The sequence below is a fragment of the Allocellulophaga tsushimaensis genome, from assembly GCF_055383085.1.
Genome location: NZ_AP039451.1, coordinates 704978 through 722957, shown reverse-complemented (window position 1 = coordinate 722957; position 17980 = coordinate 704978). Strand labels below are relative to the sequence as shown.

General features: G+C 32.6%; 19 protein-coding genes. 8 read left to right on the top strand and 11 right to left on the bottom strand.

Translation table 11 applies throughout. From position 1 onward, the window contains the following. Positions 1-503 precede the first annotated feature (503 nt). A complete protein-coding gene (locus ACZ451_RS03210; RefSeq protein ID WP_464215649.1) occupies positions 504-1532 on the bottom strand; it encodes a hypothetical protein in 1029 nt (342 codons plus the stop codon). Between the two features lie 189 nt (positions 1533-1721). Between ACZ451_RS03210 and ACZ451_RS03205 the strand changes: the two genes are divergently transcribed. Further along, positions 1722-2873 carry a hypothetical protein gene (locus ACZ451_RS03205; RefSeq protein ID WP_464215648.1) on the top strand — a complete coding sequence of 384 codons (1152 nt, stop codon included), beginning with the start codon at positions 1722-1724 and terminating at the stop codon, positions 2871-2873. 40 nt (positions 2874-2913) lie between these two features. Here ACZ451_RS03205 and ACZ451_RS03200 read toward each other — a convergent pair whose 3' ends face one another. The 7 genes from ACZ451_RS03200 to ACZ451_RS03170 form a co-directional block, all read right to left on the bottom strand. Further along, positions 2914-3531, bottom strand: a complete 618-nt coding sequence (locus tag ACZ451_RS03200; RefSeq protein ID WP_464215647.1) for a hypothetical protein — start codon at positions 3529-3531, stop codon at positions 2914-2916. A 479-nt stretch (positions 3532-4010) separates the two neighbouring features. Further along, complete coding sequence (locus ACZ451_RS03195; protein ID WP_464215646.1) at positions 4011-4685, bottom strand: hypothetical protein; 675 nt, start codon at positions 4683-4685, stop codon at positions 4011-4013. Between the two features lie 476 nt (positions 4686-5161). Then, on the bottom strand, positions 5162-5707 hold the full coding sequence (locus tag ACZ451_RS03190; protein ID WP_464215645.1) for a hypothetical protein: 546 nt from the start codon (positions 5705-5707) through the stop codon (positions 5162-5164). A gap of 149 nt (positions 5708-5856) precedes the next feature. Continuing rightward, positions 5857-6831, bottom strand: a complete 975-nt coding sequence (locus ACZ451_RS03185) for a DUF4240 domain-containing protein (protein WP_464215644.1) — start codon at positions 6829-6831, stop codon at positions 5857-5859. 223 nt (positions 6832-7054) lie between these two features. After that, the gene (locus ACZ451_RS03180; RefSeq protein WP_464215643.1) at positions 7055-7576 is read right to left on the bottom strand and encodes a hypothetical protein; all 522 of its coding nucleotides are present in this window, start codon (positions 7574-7576) and stop codon (positions 7055-7057) included. 103 nt (positions 7577-7679) lie between these two features. Next, a complete protein-coding gene (locus ACZ451_RS03175) occupies positions 7680-8549 on the bottom strand; it encodes a hypothetical protein (RefSeq protein ID WP_464215642.1) in 870 nt (289 codons plus the stop codon). A gap of 418 nt (positions 8550-8967) precedes the next feature. Further along, the gene (locus ACZ451_RS03170; protein ID WP_464215641.1) at positions 8968-9498 is read right to left on the bottom strand and encodes a hypothetical protein; all 531 of its coding nucleotides are present in this window, start codon (positions 9496-9498) and stop codon (positions 8968-8970) included. A gap of 121 nt (positions 9499-9619) precedes the next feature. Between ACZ451_RS03170 and ACZ451_RS03165 the strand changes: the two genes are divergently transcribed. Both ACZ451_RS03165 and ACZ451_RS03160 read left to right on the top strand, forming a co-directional pair. Next, positions 9620-9919, top strand: a complete 300-nt coding sequence (locus ACZ451_RS03165; protein WP_464215640.1) for a hypothetical protein — start codon at positions 9620-9622, stop codon at positions 9917-9919. A 154-nt stretch (positions 9920-10073) separates the two neighbouring features. Beyond that, the gene (locus ACZ451_RS03160; RefSeq protein WP_464215639.1) at positions 10074-11141 is read left to right on the top strand and encodes a tyrosine-type recombinase/integrase; all 1068 of its coding nucleotides are present in this window, start codon (positions 10074-10076) and stop codon (positions 11139-11141) included. A 31-nt stretch (positions 11142-11172) separates the two neighbouring features. On the opposite strand, the gene ACZ451_RS03155 is transcribed toward ACZ451_RS03160, so the two are convergent. Both ACZ451_RS03155 and ahcY read right to left on the bottom strand, forming a co-directional pair. Then, positions 11173-12276 (bottom strand): SDR family oxidoreductase, encoded by a 1104-nt coding sequence (locus tag ACZ451_RS03155; RefSeq protein ID WP_464215638.1) that lies wholly within the window; start codon positions 12274-12276, stop codon positions 11173-11175. Positions 12277-12380: 104 nt separating this feature from the next. Continuing rightward, on the bottom strand, positions 12381-13697 hold the full coding sequence (gene ahcY / locus ACZ451_RS03150; RefSeq protein WP_464215637.1) for an adenosylhomocysteinase: 1317 nt from the start codon (positions 13695-13697) through the stop codon (positions 12381-12383). Positions 13698-13785: 88 nt separating this feature from the next. Between ahcY and ACZ451_RS03145 the strand changes: the two genes are divergently transcribed. The 5 genes from ACZ451_RS03145 (at position 13786) to ACZ451_RS03125 (ending at position 17428) form a co-directional block, all read left to right on the top strand. Next, the gene (locus tag ACZ451_RS03145; protein ID WP_464215636.1) at positions 13786-14421 is read left to right on the top strand and encodes a 4'-phosphopantetheinyl transferase family protein; all 636 of its coding nucleotides are present in this window, start codon (positions 13786-13788) and stop codon (positions 14419-14421) included. Positions 14422-14499: 78 nt separating this feature from the next. Beyond that, positions 14500-14760 (top strand): YkoF family thiamine-binding protein, encoded by a 261-nt coding sequence (locus tag ACZ451_RS03140; RefSeq protein WP_464215635.1) that lies wholly within the window; start codon positions 14500-14502, stop codon positions 14758-14760. Continuing rightward, a complete protein-coding gene (pnuC, locus tag ACZ451_RS03135) occupies positions 14744-15376 on the top strand; it encodes a nicotinamide riboside transporter PnuC (RefSeq protein WP_464215634.1) in 633 nt (210 codons plus the stop codon). The genes ACZ451_RS03140 and pnuC overlap by 17 nt, the downstream gene beginning before the upstream one ends. Beyond that, on the top strand, positions 15337-15897 hold the full coding sequence (locus ACZ451_RS03130; protein WP_464215633.1) for an AAA family ATPase: 561 nt from the start codon (positions 15337-15339) through the stop codon (positions 15895-15897). The genes pnuC and ACZ451_RS03130 overlap by 40 nt, the downstream gene beginning before the upstream one ends. A 1-nt stretch (position 15898) precedes the next feature. After that, positions 15899-17428: a DUF4301 family protein gene (locus tag ACZ451_RS03125; RefSeq protein WP_464215632.1), complete on the top strand. Its 1530-nt coding sequence runs from the start codon at positions 15899-15901 to the stop codon at positions 17426-17428. A 42-nt stretch (positions 17429-17470) separates the two neighbouring features. Here the strand turns inward: ACZ451_RS03125 and ACZ451_RS03120 are convergent, their stop codons facing one another. Further along, positions 17471-17851 carry an endonuclease domain-containing protein gene (locus tag ACZ451_RS03120; protein ID WP_464215631.1) on the bottom strand — a complete coding sequence of 127 codons (381 nt, stop codon included), beginning with the start codon at positions 17849-17851 and terminating at the stop codon, positions 17471-17473. Positions 17852-17980 lie beyond the last annotated feature (129 nt).

Genomic DNA, 17980 nt, shown 5'->3' with positions numbered 1-17980 from the left:
TTACTTTTTTTTCCGACAATCCATAATTACTTGAAGAAATACAAACAAAACCTTTATCGTCTTGCAAATTGAAATATGTGGACCACTTATTTTTCAATTCAGATATTTCTAATTTCTCAAGGTTTAATTCAGTCCGTAAATTCTTTTGAAACACTCTTAATTGATTAATTATTAATAGGTTGTTTTCTGAATCTATATAGACACTAATTAAATGTTTTCGCATTATTAGTATTAGTGTCCTGACTAAGAAAACGATTTCAAAAATTATTGTAGTTTCAATTATATCGTTCAGTCCAGGTTTTGACCAAGTCACTAGATTTATCCATAAACTCCAAATAATAGCACCTATTACGTAAACGAAAAAACTCCATATCAGGCTCGCATATTTGAAAGTATTTTTATTTAAGTAAAGTTTTTTCATAATTACCCTCAACGGCTCTTGTATGTTTCGTTTGCCTGCCGAAGGCGGCATATACAATATACAAATTGTTGTAACACGTTTTTTATTCAATAGATTGTTGGTTAAGAGCGTTTAATAAACTTTCAACTTCTGAATTCAGTTCAATTTTATTAAAGTTCATTTCTTCATTCTTATTGTTCCTAATTATCATTTTATTTTTTTGGAACGAGAAAGTCAAGTATTTTTGATTTTCAGTAAGTCCGTGCCTTCTCGATTTAGAAAGGACAAATGTATATAATGATTGACCTGCCCTTAATGTTTTATCAAACCCTTTAGAACGTAAATCTGATATAAAAGATAGAACATCATTTATATAATCTCCATTTATTTCCTCGTAAAATCTAGTAATATTATTCCAACTATCTATAAACTCTCCTTCAATGCCATTTCCATTCTCGTAAGCTTTAACTAAATCATTTGAAATTATCCAATTAAATTCTTTCGATAAGCTTGATAGATTCTCTTTTTCAATTAAAAATTGATTCAAAACTTCAGCTATTTCATCATTATTAGCCACAGATTCGAAAAGCACACATTCGTCGATACTGAAACTAATGGAAAGTTCTTTATTTTCTCCAGTTGTTGTAAACCAACAAGCTCTGTCGTTATTATTTATTTCAAATCTAATTATTCCACTGCCGTGATTATCAATTACTCGATTTGAGTTTCCTAAATTCGGATATTTTATTAACCAGTTTTCTTCTAATTGCTTAATGGCTCTAAGTCCTTTGTCAACAAAAGTGAAGTTGGTATATAGTTCTGATTTTGATTTTTTTAAAGCCCAATTTTCAACTGATTCAATTACTTTTTTTCGGTCATATGAACGTCCACAAGATATTTCACTATCTTCTAAAAAGTAAGAAACAATAAATTCCTCACTATTCCCTTTATTGTCCCTCATATATGATAGGTCACAAGAATAAATAGATACTCTTGCATTTTCTGATTCACAAATACAATTCCAATGAACACCAGCTCCTTCTAATTCAGATTTTATTGGCAATCCTTTTTCAGATAGATAGTTTGACAATTCACTATAAAGCGATTTTGCTATTTTTTCTTGTTTGAACAATGTTTTGTTTTAATGTGTTACAACGCTCTGGGTATATCTTCCGGGAGGCGCAGCCTACCGAGTAGGAAGATTGCTGCGACTTCTTGAATATATGCCTTGTTGTGTGTAGTTATCTAAAGTAGTTAGAAAAGTCAACAAGTACAAAAATACTTATGGTAAAGTCGCGGCATACCCAGAGCGTTGAGGGTAATGAGTATTATAGCTGTTTGTGTTGATAATAGAACAGTAGAAATGAAAATGCCAGGTGGTGAATCTTTACCAGATGGATATGAACTTATTTTTCTTTTGATTTCAGATTATCTTACAGGAAAAGTAGATACCTCACGTCAAGAACTTGACTTACCAGATGCAACTATTAAACAGTTAAAAAGGGTGTTTAAAAAACATGTGAGTGAATTACTTAAAGAGAGTATTCCTGAAATTTCAGAAAGGAATAAAGAACTTAAAAACTCTCTTCAGAATACTTATCCTCATTTACATGGTTATTTCAAAGATGAATCCATAGGAATTGCTGATAGAGCTGTGACTCTTGAAGCTGCACAAATGCGTTTTTTTCAAGATCAGAAAAAACTGCTCGAAGCTACTCACTTGGATGATGAACAATATGACAAGGCTTTGGAAGTTTCTTCAAGATTATTAATGGAGTATATTCTTTATCGTGAGTTTTCTTTAAAGCGCTTGAAAGAAGCCACAGAAGATGGAAATGAAGACGATATACATGATGTAATTATACCTAAAAGGACTTACGACCATAATGAAGGAGGTATTGATACATATTTCAAGAATAACGTTTGGATATTTGATGACAAGTTTATGACTTATTCTTCAGTATTGAGTGAGCGTAGAATGGATGAGTTGTTGAAGGAGTTGGCTGGTGAAGATGATAAAGTTGATTCCGATGGTACACGACCAGATATTGCAATAATTTTTTCCGATAATCCTGATAAAGCTGATAAAGTTGATGTTGTAATTATTGAGCTTAAGCAAGAAGGAATTAAATTGGCTAAACAAGAGGAAGTTGTGAGTCAACTTAAGCAACGTGCTAGAATTCTAAATAATAAGTTTGTAGATAAAATTCAGAGAGTTTGGTATTATGGAGTTGCTGAGATTGACGTTGAATTTGAAAGGTCGTTGTTAGAAGACAATTATATTCCATTATATTCAAAAGGTAAAATGTTGTATGGTGAAGAGTTCATTATTCCAGATATGAGTGATAGGTTTAGTAAAATTCCAATTAAATTATTTGTGCTTAATTATGATGCACTTATCAGTGATGCAGAAGCGAGAAATTCTTCTTTTATGCAATTGCTGAAAAAAAGTATTGCTGGTGAAACAAAATAACTAGTAATATTATTAGTGATTTTTTTATTCTTCTTTGCGTTTACCTTTGATTTATAATACTGTCCATTTTTCGTTTGAACTTTCCTTTGAGATTCATGTTTCTTTCATCGCGAAGCTGTTCACAATAGTTTTCATAAATTCTAAGTACCTCATGGTGAAATTTTTTGCGGTGAATTTTTAATCCATTTCTAGGATTATTATTGTCAATCCATTCCAACATTGGTTTTTCTCTAATGTGAATTATGGATTTACCTTTAGTTTGAGCTTGATGCAAAAGTCCACATCTAATTTGTTGATAGAATACAGTTGCCTTTGTTTGAGTATTAAAAAAAGATTTAAATTCATCGCTTCTTTGAAAAAAATCAAAAAAGGATTTTTCATCCATTCCTTGTCCAGTTCTTAATCTTCCATTTATAAACTGTTCTATTGTTTCAATCAGTAAACAATCCAGCGACATTATTGCAAAACCAGCAAAAATTCCAACATCTCTATTTGGGTTTTGTTCAAGCAATTGAATTTGTTCAAAAAATCTACCATTCATCCTGTCGTTAAAAATTTCAACAGCCTTATTCCAATCGGAGGTTTTTCCATTTAGATTTAGATTTTCCCAATCAGATTTATAAAATCTTGGACTGATTTTTATTCCTTTAGTTTTCATTTTTTAGCTTGCGTACAACGCTCTGGGTATATCTTCTGGGAGGCGCAGCCTACCGAGTAGGAAGATTGCTGCGACTTCTTGAATATATGCCTTGTTGTGTGTAGTTATCTAAAGTAGTTAGAAAAGTCAACAAGTACAAAAATACTTATGGTAAAGTCGCGGCATACCCAGAGCGTTGAGGGTAATGAGTATTGTGGGAGTCGTGAAAAAACAACTATTTAGGGGCTTCTTGTTTTTTTGCAGCGAAGCAATACGGCCTTTAGGTCATTACCCTCAACGGCTCGGCTATGGCAAGTAGGGCAGGCAAGGAAACTTTTCGTTTCCGTCTGGTCTGCGAGTCAGAGCTTTTTGTTTTGTAATTATTTTTTCTTTTTTAATTGCCAAATCCAAAAGATTTGGCGGACTCAATAAACAAGCCCAAGCCTTTAAATATAGAACTTTACCCCCTATTTGCTATAGCCATTGTTACCTGCAGTTTTTTATCCGAGCAATAATTTTTTAGCAAGTTCTGTACTAAATTCAATCAATAGTTTTTCTCCGATTTTCAGTCCAATTTTAAATCCCTTCGCAATAATTGTCCTAATATTTTTAATTACTTGTCTTTTGGTTGATTTTGTAATTTCTGATTTAGTTTTCTCTATTAATTCAATTGTGATTTCGGAGTCCTTAGTCTGTTCCTTTTTTTGCTTGATTACTTTCTCCGCTTTTTCTAGAAACGCTGTAATCATTTTTTGTTGTTCAATCGAAAAAGGTTTGAAATCTGCATCTTCTTCTACTATTTCAAACCGTGGTGCGATTTCTTCAAAATATGTTTTTTCAAATTCATCATCAAAAAATGGACTTTCTTTATTGGATTCGATTAAGAGATTTTTCCATCTTTTAAAATGTTCTCTGAAATTCGAAAGTTCAACATTAAGTTGTTTGGGTGCTAAAGTTTCTTCATTATACGGTCTGTACTTTATGGTGTACGAAACCTTATTTTGTCCATTTGCCGGATTCACTTTAATTATTTCGAAATAGAAATCACTTGATTTGTCCAAATCCACAAACCTAATCAGAGGGGTTTCTCCAAATTCAATTTGAAACAAGCGATTTTTATCATTTGCTTCTTGGTCCAATATTTTTCGTAATCCTATTGGTACTTTTTTCTTCATTTTTCAAAATTGCAGGTAACGCTCTGGGTATATCTTCCGGGAGGCGCAGCCTACCGAGTATGAAGATTGCTGCGACTTCTTGAATATATGCCTTGTTGTGTGTAGTTATCTAAAGTAGTTAGAAAAGTCAACAAGTACAAAAATACTTATGGTAAAGTCGTGGCATACCCAGAGCGTTGAGGGTAATGAGTATTGCGGGAGTCGTGAAAAAACAACTATTTAGGAGCTTCTTGTTTTTTTGCAGCGAAGCAATACGGCCTTTAGGTCATTACCCTCAACGGTCTTGTGTATGAAACGTAGCGTGCAAAAAGACACTAACTTTTTGGTTTAGCACAGAGCCGAATTTTTATATTTTGTTTTTAATTTTACTCTTTTTAAAAGCCAAATTAAAAATTTGGCAGACTTTCTAAATATACACAAACCTTTTGGTTAAGCACTTATTAGCTATGTTTTATACACCGTGTTGTAGCACGTTATTATTTCCTTTGTGATAATACAATATCATTAATACTTTCTAGGCATTTAAATCTAACTCTATTATTTCCCCAATGAAAAGAGTTCATTTTTTTCTCATTTGTTATGTCGAATTCTATTTTCTCTCCGTTGTAACTTTCATCATCTTTAGCACCAATTACAGGTGTTATTTCAATCATTGCGTCAGGATTGTTAATAGAGTCTGTTGTATTAGTCAGAAATCTTTCGGATAGGTGAATTTCTTTAATGTAAGGTCTCCAACCTTTTTTATAGTTTAAGTTTCCTTTTATTCTATAGCTAATAAGGGATTTACTGTTGAAGAGATTCAATTTGCTGTCAACTATATTAACCTCAAAAGTATCAATGCTTAGGGCTTCTTGTTTAGACCACCATCCGATTGTATGTGTTTCATTTATTTCTACTTTTGGATTTCTTGGTTCAGTAGATAAACTAGCTAATAATAATTTTGGTAAAAGAAAATAATAAGCCAAAACGAGAAGAACCACAATCAGTCCAATCCATATTAGTATTTTTTTCTTTTTCTTCATTTGGTTTTATGTGCTACAACGGTCTAGTATAAGAATAGTAGCGGATTTGCACGCACTAACTTTTCGGTTAAACACAGACCTTTTTTGTATTTACTTACTTTCGTTTTTGCGATTAAACAGCTATTATTTTTATACATTGTTGGCAACCGTTATTTTTTCCAGCCTGTATAATTCGAAAAGGTCTCATAATCACAACCTGTTTCATATTCCAATTCCTTGTTCATCCGTTTTTCATAGGCTTCTTCGGCAATATATAGTAATGGCTCAAAGTCCATATCCTTCGGCATATCCTTTGGATTTTTCAATATACTTTCAAAATACTCCTGACCATTTGCTATGACACAACATCTAACATAAAGAAAGTAGTCAACTGAAAAATATGTATCATCATCTTTGAATGAATCTTCGCCAATATTTTCAGCGTGTTCTTTGGTGTCCAACAAATACAATTTATAGGTCAAACTTTCTTGAAACTGTTTTATCTCACTAACCTTTCTCTCTGCTAAAAAATCAATCGCAGGTTGCATTCTTTCTCGGTCGTCTTCTTTAGTCCAATCAATTTTTTCTATTGCTTCCCAAAAAACTTTGTTGTCCAACATTTTTTTAGGCTTCATTGCCTGTTTTATATATTCTTCTCTTGCAAGACGAGCTTTTTCATTTTCTATTTCAACTTCTTTTTGGAATTCTTCTTTCTCATTTATCCAACGCCATTCATAAAAAGCTGTTTTACCATAGTCAGATTCCATTAAACCAACTAAAGGAAAACCACCTTTTTCTCCATTTCGTCCATCTCCTAATTTGAAATCAATTCTTTTTTCTACTTCTGTCATTGGTTTATTTCCCAAATATTCAAACTTGCTTAAATCATTGTATTTTGGATTATTGGTATAAAAGTCGATTGCATATTTATTTGAGAAGAAAAATCGGTTGCAACGTAGAATTTGATTTAATCTTAAATCATCTATTACTGGTTTTTTCTTATCCACATAGTCCAAGATTCCGAGCATCATTAAATCACCATCTATTTCTTCGAAAAATGACTTTCCAATTTTGATGACTTTGAAAGCTCCAAAAAAGTCTCTCTCCAGTTTTGTTATGAATATGTCTCCTTCTTTTACGCTCATTTTTTTAATGGTTGCAACGTTCTGTGTATGGACAGTAGGGCAAAAATGAAGTACTTCACTTTCGGTTTACCACTAAGCCAAAACAAACGTTTTTACTTTTAATTTTCTTTTTTGTTAAACGTCAAAACTTTGTTTTGGCGTTGCTTGCTCAAAGAACAAGACTTTCAATTTATCTCTAAACGCCCTATTGGCTATACACCTTGTTAGGCAATGTTTTTTATTTTCATTTAAACAAGTCTTTCAGTTTGTCCCAAAAGCTTTTGTTGTCGGATTTTCCATTCGTTAATATTTTTTCATCAGAAGGATTTGGAGCATTATTTTTCTTTTGTTTTTCAAGTTCGGTCAAGAATTGTGGAGTGTCAGAAACAAGCATTTCTCTTGAGTATTTCATCTCGTCATCCAAATAGTAAACAAGTGCTTGTCCTTTGTCAATTAGGGCAATTGATATTAGTCCAATGCAGGCGCCTGCTGCAAAGTCCGCTCCCCAAACGAATGAAATAGCCGTGTCCTGATTTGTTAAGTCAGGCAGAATCCAATCACAATCGTTTGTTATTTCTGTCGGTTGGTCAAAATAGGTTTCAAAGTATGTTTCGTGTCCGTTTATCGAGCAAGAAATTCCGTCAAGTTCAACAATATTTTCAGAGTCTTCCAAAATTTCGAACTCATAACCTAGTCCTTTGATAATTCCTTCAATTTCTGTTTTAGTTGGTATGTCTGCTTTTCGTAAAAAAGCTACTTGGGTCATTGACATTTCGTTCTTGTTTTAATATTGCCTAACGTTCCTTGTATGTTGTGTTTGCCTGCCGAAGGCGGCATATGCAATATACAAATTGTTGTACTGCGTTTTATTAGTCGTATTTGTAAATCTTTGTCAATTCCAATTCGTTATTCCGATTGAATCTTTGCTCTTTTACAATCTGATTATTCTCATATTCTTTTTCTATTCGGTAATCTAAAGTTCCGTCTTTTCTAGTTTTAGTTTCCTCAATTATATTTCCTTTACTGTCTTTTTTGAAACGAACTTTGTAATAATAGGGCCATTCAGATTTATTTTTAATGGTAACGTTAGCATCTCGATTATAAAAGTAATCATAGCCATTATAAACAAAGCTGAAATACTTTTCCCAAATTAACTCATCATTATTAAGCGATGTCTCTTTTATCAAATTATCTTGTTCGTCATATTCATAAAAATAATGATTTTGACTATCCCAGTGTATTTCAGGTGCATAGTATTCAATTTTTCGACCTTTATTATCATACTTAAAGCTTATACTTGATTCTAGTTTCCAAGTTGGGTAAGGTTCATAATCGGTCGAATCAATTAGACAATCTCCAAATTCTATAGTTTTTTTTAGTCTTTTTTTTAAATCAAAATGTCTTCGCTCAATTAATTGACTCTTAGCATTGTATTTATATTCAATTCGCGCACTATCAGCGTCAACAGAATTCGGATAATATTTTGTTGTTTTTACCAGTAGTTTGTCTTCGTAATAATTGGTTATCTCTACGTCCGAAAAACTGTTGTATTTAGAGGCCTTAAATCCAGAATATTTTTCAAAAAAGACTTGCATGTTTTCATTTAGTTTAACTTCTTTTACTACTTGAGAATTCTGGTTGTCATTTCCTTCAAATTGAATTATTTTGTAATCATTTTTTTTCTCTTGGCAAGAAGCATAAGATGATATTAACAATAAAACAATCAGAAGTTTTTTCATTGATTTCTATGTTTTTCTTAAATGAAGTACAACGCTCTGGGTATATCTTCCGGGAGGCGCAGCCTACCGAGTAGGAAGATTGCTGCGACTTCTTGAATATATGCCTTGTTGTGTGTAGTTATCTAAAGTAGTTAGAAAAGTCAACAAGTACAAAAATACTTATGGTAAAGTCGTGGCATACCCAGAGCGTTGAGGGTAAATGCGTATTGCGGGAGTCGTGAAAAAACAACTATTTAGGAGCTTCTTGTTTTTTTGCAGCGAAGCAATACGGCCTTTAGGTCATTACCCTCAACGGTAAAGTGTATGATTTCGTTGCGTGTTTAATCACTAAAGTTAGCAAATAATCACGGATAGAAAATTCCAGCGGAATTTTCGTAAGTAAGCCTTTATTAGCAATGAATTATACACATTGTTGTAGCTAGTATTTTATTCCATTATTGTTTAGTATTTCCGCTGTTTCATTTTTTGTCAAAACTCTAATTATCTTTCCAGAATGACCATATAAATCAGAAGTGTTTCTCGGTCTGTTATATTCTTTCAGTTCGTAATTGAATTTTTTAGTCTGAAAGTTATAGTTAATCGAAACTATTGTTTTTAAAGAATCGACCATTACAACATAGTTGTCATTTTCCATTTCAATTCCTTTATTCCATTTGTCAAACGAAGCATATTTAGCATAAAATCTTGGTACATCCTCACTTTCATTTTTCCAAGTTTGATATACATACGTGTTTTCTCCTTTCATAACCAAACTAGAATCGATTGGTACAAGTCCGATTTTTATTCGTTCGTCGTTAAATGATGTTCCGTAAAAAGTCGGATGATATTCTTTAAACAACTCAAATCCGAAATAAATAATCAAGATAAGGCTTAATATTTTCCAAGAGTGTTTTTTCATATTAGCTACAACGGTAAAACATATGATTTCGGTTGGTGAGTAGCACAGCACATAAAAGGGAAGGCTTACATTTCAAATGTGCATTGATTTTGTAGGTATAACCAAGCCCTACCAACTGAATTATATATCGTGTTATCTACTGCACGGGTTAAACAATAAAAACTAAATTAAAATGCAAAAAATTAGAGAAGAATTACAGGAAATGGAAGACGAACAAATGGACGGATACCAATTGAAGACAAACGAACAAATAATTGATATTATCAGCGAATTTGGCAACGGTGAAACTGAATTTCACACACTAGATATCAATAGGCTTGTGGTTGAAAATGACCGAGCAAAAAGGCTTATAGAATTATTTGAAGCAAGTAAAATGCATCACGAACTACCAAACGATACAACAGCAGAATATAACGAGGGATATGTAAAAGCAATGTGTAACGCTATTAATCGCTTAAATGAGATATTCTAGTGTTGTAGATAACACATATATATGTGCAGTTAATTTTAAATTATTTACAAAGTACGCATTTTGTATAACCTAAGCAATGACAGTAGCTATAAAGATATTCTAAATAGCGTATTTGATATATCAAAATTGTACTTTTGTAAAAATGATATATAAAATGATGAATACAAATTACAACTATACTTTTGGTTTTCATAGGAATAAAAAAGTAATTTGGATTCATTTCCCATACAATAAAAAACTTTTAAAAGAATTAAAGACTTCATACCCTTCGGCGAAATGGAGTAATAGGCAAAAAACTTGGTATTTACCAGACCTTAGCGTTGTTAGAAAATCTCTAGGTTTATTAGAAGAACCTTTAGGGGATAAATTATTATATAAAATTAATAGTGAAAATAAACCTGCTTTTATCGCTCTAAAACAACAGTTAGAGCTTAAAGCATATAGTACAAATACTATCCGTATATATCTTGCAGAATTTACACACTTATTATTGCTATTAAAAGAATATGATGTTAATAAGCTTACAGCAAAGAGGTTAAAAGATTACTTTTTGTATTGTGTACATCAAGAAAAAATGGCAGAGCGTAAAATGAATGGTAAAATAAATGCTATTAAGTTTTATTTTGAGCAGGTGCAACATCGACCTAAAATGTTTTTTGATATTCCTAGACCAAAAAAACCGATAACATTACCTAAAATGTTAAGTAAGTCTGATGTTAAAAAAATACTTTCAGAAACTAAAAACCTAAAACACGCTATAGCTTTACAATTCTGCTATGGTATGGGCTTGCGAGTATCAGAAGTAGTAAATATAAAAATAAAAGATATCGATAGTTCTTTAATGTTAGTACACATTACAAATGCTAAAGGAAAGAAAGATAGGTATGTGCCACTACCAGAAAGTATTTTAGAATTGCTTAGAAAGTATTACAAAGCATATCAACCTAAAACATATTTATTAGAAGGACAATATGGCGGTAAATATTCTAAGAGTAGTGTGCAGCAGACTTTTAAAAAAGCAATGAAAAAAGCAGGCATTCATAAAAATATAGGAATCCATGGCTTAAGGCACAGTTATGCTACTCATTTATTAGAATCTGGAGCAGATTTGCGTTTTATACAAGAACTATTAGGGCATAATAGTATTAAAACAACCATGAAATATACTCATGTTTCTAATAGAAGTCTACGTAACATTAAAAGCCCTTTAGATACTTTATAGCCTTAATAATATACTTTATGAAGAGAAATACTTACCACTTCTGGTTTCTAAAATTCTTTGCTTTGGCAAAAGCCACTGTTTCAGATAAGTAATCTTCTAGATTATAAGTAGGCATGGGTAAAATGCTTTCCAGTAATTTAGTGTCCCACTCATTAGGTTTAGAAGTCATATAGGGATGCAGATGAACCCCGATAGTTTCATAATAAAACTCTTCTAATTTAGAAGTAAAACCAGTAGCAGCCGTAATTTGCTCGTCTGTAAAAGTAAAATTTGTGAAGCCTACTACTTCTAGTATTTTAGCAATACCACGCATCATATTCGTTTCTTGTGAGTGCACAATATTAAGCTGTTCAATATCGGTATCAATTACTTTAGCAATAACCTGTGCGGCATAATCTGTTGGGATAATATTTAAGCCAGTTGTTACATTGGTACTAATACGGATAGCATCTTTAGAATTACTATGGTAAAAAAACTTGGCGAAAAGATAAAACACCATATATTTTGATATAAAGTAATTTGGTGCCTCGTTAATATTACCGCCCAAAACACTAGGTCTTAGAATTTGAATTGGAATATTTTTTTGTTTGCCAGCGTTTAATAAGAATTTTTCAGAGGCATGTTTAGAGGCTTCATAATAATTACGGTAGTTCCCTAAGTTTTTATGATTGTAATCATTATTTATTTTTCCGCCAACATTGCCTGCAGAAAAAGCTGTACTGATGTAAATAAACTTTTTAATTTTATCAGAAAAGGCATTAAAAATATCTTTTGTAAACTCTAAATTTTCTTTAAAAATCTCTTCTTTAGCTGTTGGATCAGTAGATAGGTTTACAAAGCCAGCAGAGTGTATAAAATAGTCTAGTTGTTCTATTTCTAAAAAAGAAGATGGGTCCAGTAAAGATGAAGCAGGAATTACGTGTATCTTTTTCGTAATTTGTGTTGCATTTGCTTTTATAAATGGGGTGGTAAAATCACTCTCAAGCATATTTTTGATACGCTTAGAGGGCGAAACTGCTGTTTTTTTACGTACAGGCAGGTAAATCTTTTCTATGCTATTAAACCGGAGTTCTAATAGCGAGAATAGAATTCTAGATCCTAATGTTCCTGTAGCGCCTGTAAGCAGTATATTCATAAAATTTCTTTGCTATTAGTGCAAACATAGCGAAGAAATCTATTGGTTGAGATTCCTCCGCTATCTTTGTAAAAACCATTAAGCTTGTAATAAGCTTTTGCCATTTAATACCTGTAATACTCTGGCTTAAAAGGCCCTTCTACCGTTACACCAATATATTCGGCTTGGTCTTTCTTTAATTCTGTTAACTCTACTCCTAAACGCGCTAGGTGCAGTTTTGCTACTTTTTCATCTAAATGCTTAGGAAGCATATACACTTCATTTTTATAAGCAGCACTATTATTCCACAGTTCTATTTGTGCTAAAGTTTGGTTAGTAAAAGAATTACTCATTACAAAACTTGGGTGTCCAGTAGCACAACCTAAATTTACCAATCTTCCTTCTGCTAAAATAATAACATCGTTTCCATCAATCGTATATTTGTCTACTTGTGGCTTTATTTCGTCTTTGGTGTGTCCGTAATTTTTATTTAACCAAGCCATATCTATTTCATTGTCAAAATGCCCAATATTACAAACAATAGCTTTGTCTTTTAACGCTTTAAAGTGTTCAGAACGGATAATATCTTTATTTCCAGTAGTGGTAATCACAACATCTGCATTTTCTACTACGTTTTCCAATCTTTTTACTTCAAAACCATCCATTGCCGCTTGTAATGCGCAAATAGGGTCTATTTCGGTAACCGTTACAATAGCCCCAGCACCTTTAAAAGAAGCAGCAGTACCTTTACCAACATCTCCATAACCGGCAACAACAACACGTTTACCAGCAAGCATCGTATCCGTAGCTCTACGGATAGCATCTACAGCACTTTCACGGCAACCATATTTATTATCAAACTTAGATTTTGTTACAGAATCATTTACATTAATGGCTGGCATTAATAAAGTACCGTTTTTTACTCTTTCATATAAACGATGCACTCCAGTGGTTGTTTCTTCAGATAAACCTTTTATTGCAGCTGCTAATTCTGGATATTCATCTAAAACCATATTAGTTAAATCACCGCCATCATCTAAAATCATATTTAATGGCTCACGTGCTTCACCAAAAAATAAGGTTTGTTCTATTGCCCAATTAAATTCCTCTTCGTTCATACCTTTCCATGCGTAAACTGGAATTCCAGCAGCAGCAATAGCTGCAGCAGCATGGTCTTGGGTAGAAAAAATATTACAAGAACTCCAAGTCACATCAGCCCCTAAAGCAACTAAAGTTTCTATAAGAACGGCAGTCTGGATGGTCATATGCAAACAACCAGCAATTCTAGCACCTTTTAAAGGTTTTTCCTTCCCGTACTCTTCACGCAATGCCATTAAGCCAGGCATTTCTGCTTCGGCCAGTTCAATCTCTTTTCTTCCCCAATCTGCCAGAGAAATGTCTTTTACTTTGTAGGGTACATAAGAAACAGTTTTAGTGCTCATATCCTTTTTTATTTATATTTTCGTTGTAAATCAGTTATTTCGCTCAATATTTGCGATTGCAAAGGTACTAATATCTTAAAATATAGCCATGCCTCTTTACAAAACAATAACAGTAACCCCTAGTATTACCGTTTACATCTGGAAAGTAGAAGAATCTGAGGATGAGCTCTCTGAAGAAATTACGCTAACACCCCATTGTCAGAATCGATTAGACCAAATGAAATCTGAACAACACCGTAGAGGTTTCTTAAGTATTAGGAACCTTATGGCTGTGGCCAACTATACCGATGCAGATTTGTTTTATACCGATGATGGAAAACCACATCTAAAAGATGGGAAACATATCAGTATTACACATTCACATCATTTTACAGGAATTATAATTGCTGATACCGATGAAGTTGGAATTGATATTGAAAAGCAGCGCGATAAAATTTTAACTATTGCTCATAAATTTACACAACCCGATGAATACAGAACCCTTGCTAATACAGATGCAGTAGTTCGTAAATTAACCGTTGTTTGGGGTGCAAAAGAATCGCTCTATAAAATATACGCTCAAAAAGGACTTAGCTTTTTACATCATATAGATGTTAAGGAATTTTCTATAGATACTGATGAAGAAAGCATTGCCGAAATTATGTACGAAGGGCAACACTCTGCCTATTCCATAGATTTTTTAGAATTTGAAGGGTTTACCTGTGTCTATGCAATAAAATTATAGTTTAAGTATATAAATTTACACATTGAGCCCAGCTAAAAATTTATTTTTGTAAGGCATAACCTAATTAGCGATCATTAGATGAATATTTCTGTAGAACTTACCCTTTCTCCTTTACAAGATACTTTTGAGGAGCATATTATTAATTTTATTAAAAAACTGAGAGCCTCAGGCCTTACCGTTTTAGAAAACCCGTTAAGCACGCAAGTGTATGGTGATTATGAGACCGTAATGAAAGTGTTGCATACCGAAATTAGAACTGCTTTTGAACTCATGGATAAAGGGGTACTTTATATGAAAATGGTAAAAACAGATAGAAGTACCTATGAACCACATTTTTGAATTGCTATTTAGCCAATATGATACCTATGAAACTACAGATATTGCTTTAGAAATTATTGCCGTTTTATTTGGTTTGTCTTCAGTCTTATTTTCTTGGTTAAATAAAATTTGGGTGTACCCAACCGGAATGCTAAGCACTGCTATTTTTGTATATCTATTATTAAAATGGAGCTTTTTAGGAGATATGATGATCAATGGCTACTATTTTATAATGAGTATCTATGGTTGGTATATTTGGACCAGAAAAGGAGACGATGAACAGGTAACGCCAATTTCTACTACAACCAAAAAAGAACATTTTATCTCTATTGGCATATTTTCGGCAACATTAATGTTTGTATACATTGTTTATATTTCTTTTGATAAATGGACCAGTTGGGTAGCCTATGTAGATACCCTTACTACCGCTATATTTTTTGTAGGGATGTGGCTGATGGCTAAACGAAAAATTGAAAATTGGATCTATTGGATTATTGGGGATATAATATCTGTGCCGCTCTATTTTTATAAAGGCTTTACATTTACAAGTTTACAGTATCTTATCTTTACAATTCTAGCTATTTTTGGTTATCTCGCATGGAAGAAAAATATAAACAAAAGCCTTCAGATATCATAAAAGTTGTGCTTTTTGGACCAGAGTCTACAGGTAAAACTACATTATCTCGGCAGTTAGCACGCCACTACAATTCGGTTTGGGCGCCAGAATATGCACGAGAGTACCTGCAGCATAAATGGAATGAAGAGCGAAAAACATGTGAGCCAGAAGATTTGCTGCCTATTGCAGAAGGGCAAATACAATTAGAAAATGAGCTTACTAAAAAAGCAAATAAGGTTTTAATTTGTGATACCGATTTATTAGAAACTAAAGTGTATTCCGAAGCTTATTACTTAGGAAGTTGCGATCCTGTTTTAGAAAAATATGCATTAGAAAATACATATCATCTTTATTTTTTAACGTATATTGATGTTCCTTGGGAAGAAGATGATCTTAGAGATAAACCATTAGAAAGAGAACGAATGTTCAACTATTTTAAAGATACTCTAGAGAAATATAATAGGAATTACATTCTTTTAAAAGGAGATAAAAAAACCCGATTGCAAACTGCAATTAAGCACATAGATAAATTATTAGATTAGCATGACACAATTTTCAGCAAAAGACCAGCAACAATTACAAAATAAAGGCGTATCTCAAGAAAAAGTTTTAGACCAGATCAATATTTTTAAAGAAGGGATACCGTTTGTACAATTAGAAAAAGCAGCGGTAATTGGAGCGGGTATTTCTAAATTTTCTGAAACAGAAGAGCAAGAATTTATTCAGTATTTTGATCGTGCCAAAAAAGGACTTTCTCTACTTAAATTTGTGCCTGCATCTGGTGCTGCATCACGTATGTTTAAAGCTTTTTTTAATTTTTTAGAAAAGTATAATCCTAAAGAAGAAAGTATAGAAGCCTATTATGAGAGAACCGGAGATACAGACGTTAAAAAGTATCATGATGGTATCAAAAACCTTCCATTCTATAGCTTAATTCAAAATAACATAAAAGGAAAATATGCTTCTAAAGGAGAGGAATTACATTTGTTTATAAGCGAAATGTTACAAGAAAGTGGTTTAAACTATGGTTTTTACCCTAAAGGATTAATTCCTTTTCATAATTATGAAGGTGCTACTGCAACACCTTTTGAAGAACATTTAAAAGAAGCTGCACTTTATGCAAATGTAGACGGTAATGCTAATCTGCATTTTACCATTTCTGAACAGCATGAAAACCTATTTGCTGGGGAAGAAAAAAGGGTATCTCCAGCAATATCAGAAAAAACAAATACTAATTTTAGTATTGGCTATTCTTTTCAAAAATCGGCGACAGATACTATAGCAGTGGCTACAGATAACACTCTTTTCCGGAATGCAGATGGATCCTTATTGTTTCGCCCAGGCGGACATGGTGCTTTAATCGAAAATTTAAATGACCAAGAGGCAGATATTATTTTTATTAAAAATATAGATAATGTAGTTACCTCTAATTGGTTAACGCAAATAGCCAATAGTAAAAAAGTTTTAGGAGGCGTATTACTACAAATACAAGAAAAAGCCTTTGCTTATGCTGCAGATTTAGAGGCGAATGCTCCAAACATATCAGAAATAAAGACCTATGCCGAAACCAATTTAAATATTGTTTTTTCAGATCATTTTGATCAGGAATCACAAGATGAGCAAATTAAAATTTTAAAAAACTACATTAATAGACCTATTCGCGTTTGTGGAATGGTAAAAAACGAAGGCGAACCCGGTGGTGGCCCTTTTTATATTAGTGATACAAATGGTGCTATTTCATTACAAATTATAGAATCTGCTCAGATAGATACCTCCAATAAAAACCAAGCCAGTATCTTAGATAATGCTACGCATTTTAACCCCGTAGATATTGTTTGTGGCGTTAAAAATTATAAAGGAGAGAAATACAATTTATTAGATTTTGTAGATGTAAAACAAGGTTTTATTACGGCAAAAACAAAAGATGGTAAAGACTTAAAAGCACTAGAACTTCCAGGACTTTGGAACGGAGCCATGGCATTTTGGAATACTATTTTTGTAGAAGTACCGCTAGTTACTTTTAATCCAGTAAAAACAGTTACAGATTTATTAAAACCTGCGCATCAGGTTTAGTATTGTCCCCTTGAGGGGACCTTAGGGGTGTCTTTTCACGATTTATTGAATATTTCTTTTTGATAGAAACGTGTCAACAGTTTCTTTTAAAGCTAGTGTAACACTAAACATATGCTGTTTTACTTCATTATCTGAAAACCGAATAAATCGGATTCCTTGTTTTTCCAATAAACCTTGTCTTTTGCAATCAGCTTCATATTTATAAAGATGAGAATCGCCATCTATTTCTATAGCTAATTTTAATTCATGGCAGTAAAAATCTACAATAAATTCTAGTAAAGGCACTTGCCTATGAAATTGAACTCCCATGGCTTTTTGTTTTATTTTCTGCCAAAGTAACACTTCTGCTAAGGTGCTATTTTTTCTCAGTTGACGAGCATATTCTTTTAAAATGGGGTTGTATGGAATGATTTTATTTTTCAATAATCAAGGCTTTAGAGAAGAAAGATATACTTTTAATTTATGACATCATGTTTTACACCCCTAAAGTCCCCTCAAGGGGACAGTCTCTGATTTGTTTTTTGTACTGTTTCGTTTAGATTTAAAGTATTA